The organism is Parashewanella curva (genome assembly GCF_003675895.1).
GTDB classification, from domain to species: Bacteria; Pseudomonadota; Gammaproteobacteria; order Enterobacterales; family Shewanellaceae; genus Parashewanella; species Parashewanella curva.
In genome coordinates, this window is sequence record NZ_ML014846.1 from 1 (window position 1) to 11,549 (window position 11,549).

General features: G+C 39.2%; 13 protein-coding genes. 11 read left to right on the plus strand and 2 right to left on the minus strand.

Annotated elements, in window-relative coordinates:
* The first annotated feature begins 163 nt into the window (after window positions 1-163).
* From D5018_RS18970 to D5018_RS19000, 7 genes are all read left to right on the plus strand, one after another.
* Complete coding sequence (locus D5018_RS18970) at window positions 164-394, plus strand: type I restriction enzyme endonuclease domain-containing protein (RefSeq protein WP_133309340.1); 231 nt, start codon at window positions 164-166, stop codon at window positions 392-394.
* 141 nt (window positions 395-535) lie between these two features.
* Window positions 536-1,558 (plus strand): DNA-binding protein, encoded by a 1,023-nt coding sequence (locus tag D5018_RS18975; RefSeq protein WP_121840560.1) that lies wholly within the window; start codon window positions 536-538, stop codon window positions 1,556-1,558.
* Window positions 1,558-1,995: a type II toxin-antitoxin system death-on-curing family toxin gene (locus D5018_RS18980; protein WP_121840561.1), complete on the plus strand. Its 438-nt coding sequence runs from the start codon at window positions 1,558-1,560 to the stop codon at window positions 1,993-1,995. Before D5018_RS18975 ends, D5018_RS18980 begins: the two co-directional genes overlap by 1 nt.
* A gap of 126 nt (window positions 1,996-2,121) precedes the next feature.
* Entirely contained in the window at window positions 2,122-5,400 is a 3,279-nt protein-coding gene (locus D5018_RS18985) for a type I restriction endonuclease subunit R (protein ID WP_121840562.1), read from the plus strand.
* Between the two features lie 77 nt (window positions 5,401-5,477).
* A complete protein-coding gene (locus D5018_RS18990; RefSeq protein WP_121840563.1) occupies window positions 5,478-6,008 on the plus strand; it encodes a hypothetical protein in 531 nt (176 codons plus the stop codon).
* Window positions 6,009-6,040: 32 nt separating this feature from the next.
* Window positions 6,041-6,559 carry a hypothetical protein gene (locus D5018_RS18995; protein WP_121840564.1) on the plus strand — a complete coding sequence of 173 codons (519 nt, stop codon included), beginning with the start codon at window positions 6,041-6,043 and terminating at the stop codon, window positions 6,557-6,559.
* A gap of 7 nt (window positions 6,560-6,566) precedes the next feature.
* The gene (locus tag D5018_RS19000; RefSeq protein WP_121840565.1) at window positions 6,567-7,223 is read left to right on the plus strand and encodes a 3'-5' exonuclease; all 657 of its coding nucleotides are present in this window, start codon (window positions 6,567-6,569) and stop codon (window positions 7,221-7,223) included.
* 63 nt (window positions 7,224-7,286) lie between these two features.
* Here D5018_RS19000 and D5018_RS19005 read toward each other — a convergent pair whose 3' ends face one another.
* Window positions 7,287-7,931: a relaxase/mobilization nuclease domain-containing protein gene (locus D5018_RS19005; protein ID WP_121840566.1), complete on the minus strand. Its 645-nt coding sequence runs from the start codon at window positions 7,929-7,931 to the stop codon at window positions 7,287-7,289.
* Window positions 7,921-8,448, minus strand: coding sequence for a plasmid mobilization relaxosome protein MobC (gene mobC, locus D5018_RS19010; protein ID WP_121840567.1), 528 nt, complete (start codon window positions 8,446-8,448; stop codon window positions 7,921-7,923). Before mobC ends, D5018_RS19005 begins: the two co-directional genes overlap by 11 nt.
* A 364-nt stretch (window positions 8,449-8,812) precedes the next feature.
* Here mobC and D5018_RS19015 point away from each other — a divergent pair, with 364 nt between their 5' ends.
* The 4 genes from D5018_RS19015 to D5018_RS19030 all read left to right on the plus strand — a co-directional run bounded on the left by D5018_RS19015 (window position 8,813) and on the right by D5018_RS19030 (window position 11,399).
* A complete protein-coding gene (locus tag D5018_RS19015; protein WP_121840568.1) occupies window positions 8,813-9,196 on the plus strand; it encodes a VOC family protein in 384 nt (127 codons plus the stop codon).
* 35 nt (window positions 9,197-9,231) lie between these two features.
* Window positions 9,232-9,945: an alpha/beta fold hydrolase gene (locus tag D5018_RS19020; RefSeq protein ID WP_121840569.1), complete on the plus strand. Its 714-nt coding sequence runs from the start codon at window positions 9,232-9,234 to the stop codon at window positions 9,943-9,945.
* 97 nt (window positions 9,946-10,042) lie between these two features.
* On the plus strand, window positions 10,043-10,639 hold the full coding sequence (locus tag D5018_RS19025; protein ID WP_121840570.1) for a hypothetical protein: 597 nt from the start codon (window positions 10,043-10,045) through the stop codon (window positions 10,637-10,639).
* A gap of 121 nt (window positions 10,640-10,760) precedes the next feature.
* On the plus strand, window positions 10,761-11,399 hold the full coding sequence (locus D5018_RS19030; protein WP_121840571.1) for a hypothetical protein: 639 nt from the start codon (window positions 10,761-10,763) through the stop codon (window positions 11,397-11,399).
* Window positions 11,400-11,549 lie beyond the last annotated feature (150 nt).

The window sequence follows — 11,549 nt, forward strand, 5'->3', positions numbered from 1 at the left end:
TAGCTTCAGAAAAGTATGGATATTCGAGAGAGTTTGAGTATGCTAGCTTCATGAAAGGAGCCTTTTTATAGACTTGTTGTGTTTGCAAACTGATAAGTACTATAAAATTGCTCCTTTCGCACTATTTTTCAAAGTCATCCCATTGATAATTAATGATCTTTTCATGATGTTTGTCGATCTAAAAGATCTACACCCAATTGATTTTATCAATAGCAACGAAATTGGTGTAGATTGGCATAAAAAGCCAAGCGTACAAGCAAGGTTGAGAAATATTGTTGGCCGGAAATTAAGACGTATACAGCTACCCGATGACTATATAAGTATTGCCGCTGAGTCCATTGTGCAAAAAGCATGTGAATTGAATGAGGAAATTGAAAGTAATAATTCCCAGTAAACATAATATTTCCTTGCTGAATGAGTAATAAACCCAGACAATAAAAATCTATTTTGAACTTTGTAGACAACAAGTTACAAAGACATTAATGAACGATTTATCCCTTAACCTTAAACCACATACATCAACTAAGGAACATCCATGAGCTATGAGTTAACCACGTCACAAATAGCAAGGCAGAATATCCTTAATAATCCAATGGCATTAAAAACATTGGAACAACACCTTGATGTCAGCGGTTTGGTATTTGAAGGGGAAGTCGTTTTTACCAAAGCTCAAGCAGCTGGAATATTAGATATTGATGAACGAACCATTGATCGTTATTTAGCTAAAGACAGCGGTGAGCTTAAAGCAAACGGATATAAAATCCTGAAAGGAAAAGCCTTAAAAACCATAAAGTTAACCTATGTCGACGACATCAATGTCGTCGACATACTTGACCCAAAAGCGCCAAGCCTTGGGATCTTCAGTTTTAGGGCGTTATTAAACCTCAGTATGTTGGTGACCGAAAGCGAAAAAGCCAAGGCTATTCGTAATCGTGTTTTAGATATTGTGCTTGATGTTGTTGCTCAAAAAGCAGGTGGACATACCAAGTTTATCAATCAGCGTGATGAAGATTATTTGCCTAGCGCCTATATGGAAGACAGCTATCGGAAACAGTTTACCGATGCACTGCGCGATTATTTGAACATGAGTAATCACAAGTATGCCGTTTATACCGACAAGATTTATCAGGTCGTGTTTTTGGGTAATGCTGCCGAATATAAACAAGTGCTTAAACTGGCTGAAAAAGATAAAGCCAGAGAAACCATGTATAGCGAAGTGCTGAGAACGATTGTCAGCTTTGAGCACGGTTTAGCGCAAGATATGCAGGCATTTTATCAGCAACACCAACGAAAACTATCGCCTAATGAGCTTGACCAACTTATTGAGCGTGCTGCTAATAATCCATATTTAAAGCCACAACTTGAAGATGCCAGAATAAAAATGGCAAGCCGAGATCTTGGCTTTCGCAGCGCCTTACATCAAAAACTGAAACATTATATTCAGTCCGTTCCTCAAGGTGATTTTGATAAGTTTTTAGGCGAAAAAAGCCGCAGCTTAGAAGAACAGTTACAAGATACCCGAACCTTAGATGTGTTAAAGCGCCTTAAGGATCGCTAATGGATATCCAAATTTTATATTTTGATGTAAAACATGCTGTTAAAGTGCACGATTGGATTATCGACCATTCTGGTGGTTTAACGGGAACAAAAAATATCGGTCAATTGGAAAGTGTGCTTGAACACATTCAGAACGATTTATACTACCCAAACCTCGAAGAAAAGCTCAATCACTTGGTTTTTTCCATCAACAAGTTTCATGCTTTTAATGACGGCAACAAACGTTCAAGCTTGGTGTTAGGCGCTTATTTTTTAGAACTAAACGGCTATGACTATTGCGTGAAAAAATTTGTGCATGAAATGGAAAACATTGTGGTTTGGGTCGCTGAAAACAAAATAGATAAAGAGTTACTTAAAGAAATTATTACTTCAATTATCATGGAAGATGATTTTTCTGAATCATTGAAGCTGAAAATTATTCACTCAGTTAACAAATAACTGAATCTTGATTCTAAGTTTCTTGAATCAAGGCAAAGTCCGGACTTGAATGAACTCCGGATGTAGCTCCGGACTTAGCTCCGGATATTAAGCTGAACATAAATCAAGTTGTAAAGGACGCTACCCATGATCACCGAAGATCAACTCGAACAACAATGCCTAGATTGGTTTACTGGTTTAGGCTATAGCTACAAAAACGGCTATGACATAGCGCCTGACGGTACAGAGCCAGAACGTGAAGACTATCATCAAGTGGTACTCAAGCAGCGTTTGTTAAATCAGCTTGAATTGCTAAACCCAAGCTTGCCAATTGAAGCACTAAACCAGATAGTCAGTGCCGTTAGCACACCTGAAACGCCAATACTCATTAAGAACAACCGCAGCTTTCATAAATACTTAATTGAAGGCGTACCTGTTGAATATAGCGTATTCGAAGGTGGCGAAACCGTTGGCAAGCATACCCATGCTCAGTTGTTTGATTTTAACAACCCACACAATAATGACTTCTTGGTAGTAAATCAGTTCACCATAACTGGTACAAAGGGCAACCGTCGCCCTGATGTGGTGATATTCATCAATGGCTTACCCATTGCCGTTATTGAACTTAAAAACCCTGCTGATGATCACGCTGACATTTGGAATGCTTATAACCAAATTCAAACCTACAAAGAAGAAATCTCCGACTTCTTTATTTGTAATGAAGCCTTAGTGATCAGCGATGGCTGGACAGCTCGTGTTGGCTCGCTAACCGCCAATAAAGAACGCTTTATGCCGTGGAAAACGGTGAAAGACGAAAACGACAAGCCATTACCTGAGTTTCAACTAGAAACCTTAATTCGTGGCTTTTTTGAGCCTGAGTTGCTATTAGACTATATTCGCTATTTTGTATTGTTCGAACAAGATAACGACACCATCATCAAAAAGATTGCGGGTTATCATCAGTTCCATGCGGTTCGTGCTGCGGTTGAAGCAACGGTAATCGCCAAGCAACCCGACTTTCTTTATGAACAAAGAGTTGACGAAAGAATGGTTGCAGTGAGTGCGACGCCTATATACTTCCCTAAAGCGCAAAGCACTGCCTTAGCCAATATTAAACAAGGCTCAGGTAAAGCTGGTGTGGTATGGCATACCCAAGGCAGTGGTAAAAGCATTTCTATGGTGTGTTTCGCCAGTAAATTACTGCAACGCCCTGAGCTAAACAACCCAACCTTGGTTGTGGTGACGGATAGAAACGACTTAGATGGTCAGCTTTACAATACCTTCTCAATGGCGAATGAAGTATTAAAGCAAACACCAAAACAAGCCGATGACAGAGAAAGCTTGCGGGATTTGTTAGGTCGTAGTCAGTCTGGCGGTATCATCTTCACCACCATTCAAAAGTTTGCTTTGGCCGAGCAAGAAAAAGAACACCCAATATTGTCTGAACGTTCCAACATCATTGTGATGTCAGATGAAGCACACCGCAACCAATACGGTAACAAAGCCAAGCTAAAAGACATTAAAGATGAGCATGGCAACATTATTGATCATAAATACGTTTACGGTTATTCCAAGTATTTAAGGGATGCACTACCAAGAGCCTCATTTATTGGCTTTACTGGAACGCCTATTGCCATTGATGATAAAGATACTCGGGCAGTATTTGGTGATTATGTTTCTGTTTACGAAATCCAAGATGCGGTCGAAGATGGTGCGACTGTGCCTATCTATTACGAATCTCGCCTTGCTAAGCTGGATATCAATCAACAAGAGATTGAAGAGCTTAACGAACAAGTCGATGAAGAGCTTGCAGAGGAAGATGAAACCTCGGAGCGTGAAAAAGTTAAAGCCCAATGGTCAAACCTTGAAAAGCTGGTAGGTGCTGAGCCAAGGCTAAAACAAGTGGCTCAGGATTTAGTGGCACACTTTACCACTCGCTGCGAAACATTCTCCGGTAAGGCCATGATTGTTGGTATGAGCCGTGAGATCTGCGTTGACCTTTACAATGCCATTATCGCAATCAAACCAGAATGGCACAGTGAAGATACTGACAAAGGTGCCATTAAGATTGTGATGACAGGTAGCGCATCAGATAAGGCTAAGCTGCAACCGCACATCTATGACAAGAAAACTAAAAAGTTATTTGAGAAACGATTTAAGGACGTTAATGACCCGCTGCAATTAGTAATTGTGCGTGATATGTGGCTCACTGGCTTTGATGCGCCATGTTGTCATACCATGTATATCGACAAGCCAATGCGAGGCCACAATTTAATGCAGGCGATTGCCCGTGTTAACCGAGTCTTTAAGGACAAAGAAGGCGGTTTGGTTGTGGACTACATCGGCATTGCCAGTGAGCTGAAAAATGCCCTAAAGACCTACACAAACAGCAGCGGTAAAGGTAAACCAACCCATGATTCAGCTGAAGCTTTCTCAGTTTTTGTTGAAAAGATAGATGTGATCCGTGGCATGTTCGCAACCCCTGTTGATGGCGAAGTCTTTAGCTATCTTGATGACTTTGAAGATAACACCATGAAGTACCTGCGTGGTGCGGTAAACCACTTATCAGGACTCAGCACCAATAAAGCCAAAGACAATGAGCGTGACGGTAAACGTCGCTTTTTAGACGAAATGGCGGCCTTAACCAAAGCGTTCTCACTTTGTAATACCTTAGATGAAGCCAACGAGTACAAGCTGGAGGTGGCTTTTTATTCTGCGGTAAAAACGGCATTTTTAAAACACTCTAGCATAGATAAAAAACGTACCGATGAAGAGCGAAACTCAGCTTTTCAGCACATCATCAATAATGCCGTTAAAGCTGAAGGCGTCGATGATATTTTTGCGGTTGCGGGGTTAGAAAAGCCAAATATCGCTTTGCTCTCTGATGAGTTTTTAGAAGACATTCAAAACATGCCAGAGCGCAATCTTGCGGTTGAGCTGCTCGAAAAACTGCTAAAAGATGAAGTAAAAGCAAGGCTGAAAACCGATGTGGTACAGGAGAAAAAATACTCCGACCGCATTATGGAAACCTTGCGAAAGTACCATAACCGCAGCATTGAAACCGCACAGGTTATTGAAGAGTTAATCAAGTGGGCGAAAGAAATGGCAGCTGACGCTGAAATGACCAGCAAGCTAAACCTATCGCCTGATGAAATCGCCTTTTATCGTGCCCTTATCGACAATGAAGCATCGGTACGAGAATTAGGTGATGACAACCTTAGACAACTCGCTATTGAACTTACTCACCAACTGCGTAAGTCAGCCACTGTTGACTGGCACAAGAGAGATTCCGTAAGAGCCAGAATGCGTAACTTAGTGCGTAGACTGCTTAGACGTTGGAAGTATCCACCTGATGCCGCTGATGCAGCTATAAAGCTTGCATTGGAGCAAGCAGAGGTATTGGCGGATAGTTGGTATAGTGCGTAGCATTTATCAATTACATATTTGTAGGTAGTTAATAAAATTAACTACCATGCGTTAACGAAGCAATAAGAAGTATTAAGATGACAAAATATACTCGTGAACAACGTCGAGCTATTCAGTTACAACAAAAGAGAACTGCGAAAAAAATCACAAAATTTATTAATCGTAGACAGTCGTTGGTTAAACCAGAGATACAATTTGAAGTACCTATGAAAGGCTTGCCGTCAATGTCGAATATCATTAGTGACTACTCTGATAAAATTGGTGACGGTTATGATTTGGAACAAGTGCTTGATATGGTAAGTTGCTGTTGGAATATAGGCATTTATCAAGAAGATATTGCAGATTTATTGTGGCAGGTGCTTATTCAAACCTCGCTTGATTATTATGGCTTACAAAATGATGAGCAAGTAATACAGGTTTTACGCTCAGTAATTGAGTTACGTAGTACAAGATATAAATTAGATCCAAGGTTTGTTCTTGAGTTCAAGCTAACTCCTTTAGATGGTGATGAAGTCTATTTCCAAATTAAAAGCGAAAAGCAAGATCCTGAAGATTTCCTTAAGAGGTATGTTGACAGTGCTCCTTACCTTGCTCAAAGAATGAAATAATAATGTTTGCATATTAGGGGAATCATTTGACTATGAGTTCAGAACAACGAAAGCAACGTAGAAAATATGATTTAACAAAGAGAAAAGCGGTTAAAAAAGCTCAAAAGCTAGTGAATCGTCATATGTCTGTATTTCAAAAGCAGGGGAATTTAACCTCAGAGCAGGTTGGCTTGCCAAGTTTATCCACAATTATTTCAGAATACGCTTACGAGTTATGTAGCCCAAATGATGAAGAACAAATGATCGATATTATTTGTGCTTGTTGGAATGTAGGTAGTTTTACTGGTGAGCTGGAAAAAGAGTTATGGGATATTATGATTGAGCCAGTTCTAACCCATGAATACCAAGATCCTAAAGGTCTACTCCGTAAGCACTTAAAGGGGATTGTCGCAAAACGACAAAGTGAATATAGTGATGATCCTCGCTTTATTCTTTCTTATCAGGTAAACCAAAATGGGTCAGCGAATCAATCTTTAACCGTCAAAAGTCAGACCATTACCCCCGTAGAATTTTTAGAATTTGTAGCAGCAAAAGCTACTAGCTTGGTGTAGGTGCGCAATGCTAAACAACAAAAATGCAAATACAGTCGTGGTGCTTGACTTTGAAACAACTGGGTTATCGCCAAATATGGGTGACAGAGGTATCGAAATTGGTGCAGTATTGATTGAAAACGGCAAAATAACCGACCGTTTTCAAAAGCTGATGAATCCAAACTTTCGTATCAATTCATTTATAGAGGATTATACAGGTATAACCAATGCAATGGTGAAAAATGCAGACTCTTGTTCAAAGGTGATGAAAGAGTTTGCCCAGTTTATCGAAAATCATAATTTGGTTGCTCACAATGCCTCATTTGATAAAAAGTTTCTCGACTCAGAATTTAAATGTGCCAGAGTAAAATACGCTGGTACTTTTGCTTGTACTATGTTGCTCGCTCGAAGGCTTTATCCATTGTCTTACAATCATAAACTGGGCACGTTAGTTGAATATAAGAACTTACCAACTGAAGGCGTGTTTCACCGTGCATTAGCCGATGCTGAAATGACCGCACATCTATGGCTGGCAATGCTTGAGGATATTAGAAACGATTTTGAAATAGATAATATTTCATTTTCATTGATGAAAACAATATCTCGCAAAAAAGCGAGTGATGTCTCTGCTTATTTGGAGAAGCAAAAAGCCAAAAGACAGCCAAGAAAACAATCTAACATCTAAGTATTTGCTCATAAATAATACGTAACTGGTTTCAAATGTAAAATTAAAGTAAGTGAAGCATTGTTAGTGCTCAGTAGGCTTAAGAGCTTTCTCGTGAAAGCTAGCTGTAATCTCTTTACCAAAGTTTAAAGTCTTCTTCAAACTAGGCGTAGCCTCAGCTGCTACGCCTAACCGTTCCAACTCTTTAGCAAATTGCTCTCGCCAGATTTGTGGCAAGCCTTTTCTGACATGTAAGCGTCTACCATCAAAGCCAAGGTTTTTGATGGTGAGGTGAACGTGTGGGCTATCTGTATCAGTGTGCAGAGCAAAAACATATTGGTGGTTTTCTGAGAAAGTTTTTTTAGCAAAGGATCGTACCGCTTGTTTAACATATTTGGGTTCGGTGCCATTTGGCATAGATAACACTAAGTGTGTACTGTGCCGAGTGCGCTGCTGTTGTTGAAAATTAGAGTCGTTCCAATCTTTGGCGAGTTGATGGATTGATTGTTGCTCTTGGTACACCAAGCCTGTTTCGTCTTCTAACTCCAGCTTTCCGTTTCGGCTGATGTAATCAAAATGGTTAGCCGTGTGGCTACTGCTGTAACCAAAGCCACTGACTTTAACCATCACTTCCGGTGGCTTTTTAGAATGACGATGACTTGCTTTGATGCGATTGGACTTGGTTCTAACATCACCACTCAGTAAACCCGATATGGAATCATTGCTCATTGCCTAAATTCCACCTTTTGCTGTTCTGACTGATGAGGTTATTGACTATGGCTTTGTGTTCATTGATTTTGTTATCCAACACTTCGATCATTTCTTTGGTGATTTTGTCGCTGTGTCGGAAGTCGATATTCAGCACCCTAGCGATCTGGTTTAAGTTACGTCCTACAGCGGCAAGTTGTCTGTTGGATTCTCTAAGTGCTTTGATTTCTTCTTTGGTTAGAACGGGTGAGCGAGTTAGGTTTGATTGGACACAAGCCGTTACCCAGCTGGTACGGTGAATATAACCTTCTTGCTGAGCCTGAGTAGTGAGTTTTTGAATATCATGGTCAGATAAACGAATGGTAACTTTATTGCTTTTAGCATGATTGAATTCATCATTACAAGCTATGTCAGGAAGGACTTGATTGATCATCATGCGAACCATTCCTGATTCAGTCAAACCGTTTAGATGACAGAAGTGCTGCCACTTCTCTTTGTCTTCATCATCCAAGCTGGTTTTTACTGTGTGCTTTACCATAGTTAACTCCCCTGCTCTTTAGCTACAACTAACCTGTTATTTCATCTTTTTTAAATGATTACCAGTGCTTGAGTTGGAGTGAGAGTAATATAGTTTTGAATTGCGACTACAGGTACAACTTGCTGGCAACATTAGGACTATTTGCCAGCAAATGTGGGTTTAATTGCTGGCAAGTTGCGAATCCTGCATTAGTAAATTAAGCGTTGTTTTTCTGATTTAACGTGGTTTATGTTTATAACTATCGAGAAAGACAAAAACGCCAAAATTGAACACAAATTTTGAAGCCATGTATTTGAACTTGTAATCTTAAAACCATTGCTATAGCTTCTTAAGAAACTGGCATAATTAAAAGGAAGTAATTTCAATGAACCTTAACCAAGTCACTTTACCAGTCAGCAATATGTCAGATGCTGTTAGATTCTATCTAGAACTGGGCTTTACTCAAATTGTCGATACACCTCATTATGCTCGATTTGAATGTCCTGATGGTGAAGCAAGCTTCTCATTGTCCTTAGAGGATAAAGAATTCATAAATGGCACTGTCATTTACTTTGAAATTGAAAAACTGGATGAGAAGGTTTCAGAACTCAAAGCCAAAGGGATTGGTTTTATCCAAGATCCAACAATGGAAAAATATCTATGGAAGGAAGCAATTCTTGTTGATCCTTCTGGCAATAAAATCAAACTCTATTGGGCTGGTGAAAATCGACTCTATCCTCCTTGGCGTGTTAACGTTAGTACCAAATAGTCCCAGAATTAACCAAGCTTTCGTAAACAGAAGTAATGACAAAAACCAAATCAAAAATAGAGTTACATTTAATTCCCGGCACCATGTGCAACGAAAAGCTATGGTCAAAAATACTCCCCTACTTAGAGAATGATTTTGAACTTGTCTATCTAGATATTCCATTAGATAAAAACTTAGATGAAATCACTGAAATCTTTAAAGACAAAATTCAAAGTAAGGCTATAAACCTCATAGGGTTTTCTTTAGGTGGATATCTTGCGACTTATTTTGCAATGAAATATCCAGAATGTATCAGTCGCCTTTTTGTGATCTCGAATAGCCCTTGTGAACTTCCTTCTGAAGAGATTAAACAACGCAATCAAATGCTCAGTTATATCAAACAGCATGGTTATACAGGAATTAGTCGTAAAAAAGCTGCCAGTATGCTTGATACCAAGCACCAGAGTGATGAGTTAGTTAATTTGATTCTTGAGATGGACAATGATCTTGGTGAGCAAACCCTGATAAGCCAGTATCAATTGACTTCTTCTAGAATGGATTTAGCTCAACATATTAAATGCTTCGAGTTTCCATCCTATTTTTACTTTAGTGAAAATGATCCATTGGTTAACAAAATCTGGATAAATAATACCTCGCAATATGACACCAAAATTAAAGTTCTTGAGACTTCTGGATCTGGACATATGCTGCCAATTGAAAAACCATTGGAACTGGCTGGGTACATTCAACTTTGGGCTTCAGAGCAGTAAAAGATCTAACAATTTTTCATGACTTGATGAACTATTTATATGTTTATCAATCTGATATCAGACTAAGCGGACCTGATAACAATAATATGGAGATTAAATGAAAAAGTTGTCCCTTGCTATCGTTGTATGTTTTTCTACGCTCATGGCTGGATGCATGAACATCCCTCTTACCACCATGTATAAAATAATGACCATGAACCCGTATGAAATCGACCCTCGACAAATGGTTGTTGCTGTTGGTTCGCCAGAAGGATTATCTGTAGAAAATGATGATATTGTTATCGATTTTCATTTTACAGCACCTCAAGAGCCAGTGAGTTTTAAACATAAATTTTTTGTTCAAGTAAATTCAGATTACCCTCTGCCAGAAGAGTTAAAAGATGAGTTATATGACAATAGAAAAATTACGGTACTACAGCTAAGTGAGAATGATGCAGAGTTGATGTACCAAGCACAACAAACTGTAAAATCTTACCGAGAAAAACATGAAGACGGTGCTGGCACAATTTTCATCAGAATACAGTCAGTCTGCTTCAACAAACGGTTTTCAATTGATGATGCAGAGTTAGATCTGTTTTTAAAAATCAAAGAAAACGAGGAATTCTTCACCTTTATGGAAGGTCTTGACGCTACAGATTTAGAAAGCAATCGAGATAAAAATGCGAACAAGATCCGCCAGTGCGAGAATCGCTAACAAGTGGCTTTTCTAATTTTTATTTAACATTCCGTTCAAGTTTCTGAAAGTTATGCTCGGCTATACTGCTGTCAGTTGTATCTAAATTAACTTCATTAGTTGTTCATTTTGAGGGCTTCATTTGTCACAGCATGATTTTCGGACTAAGGCGCTGGCTATCGCTGAGCAGCGCCTGCCAGATTTGATAAATAAAGAGGATAGTCTTGTTGAGATCAGTGGTGAGAAAAAAACAACGATTAAGAATTGGCTTTATTCTGATAAACGACCACCAAGAGGAAAGAGACTAACGATTGCAGATCGATTTGGTGTAGACGTTTCTTACTTGTTTGATAATGCTCCTTACAGTTTGCCTCTTACCAAATTCGACGAATCGCTTAACTGCTACTTTGTCCCTGAACTAAAGCTCTCACAAATTACATGTTTGTCTGAAACGGCGCCACTCCCTATATCAGCAAGAGTCACGATAAGCCTACCTACTTTCATTTTGGACAACATGCAATCGGTTGAGCAAACCTATTGTGTTGTTTCAAGTGGCATTGACTACGAGCCGTTTATCACTGCAACCGACACCATTTTCTTTAATACCACAGCAAAAAGGATTAAAGGAAACTTCTATATTTTGGTTAGTTCTGATACTTCGATTGTGAGAATGGAGAGTGATGGAACTTTGAAGTGCAACCAAGGTAAATCAGTCTCACTAGCCTCTAATGACAAAATCATACCGATTGTCATTACCTTGTCTTCCGGTTTTGCTCGATAAAAGAATCTCTAGGAATCATAACCTGATAAAGGAACTCGGCCGCAAGCAACCGAGTTTTATTTGAACAGTCCAAGCTGATCTGCACTTTTCTCTTTTTTGTCTAACTCTGCCAACTGTTCTTGAACATACTTTCTGATCACATCTTCAGTT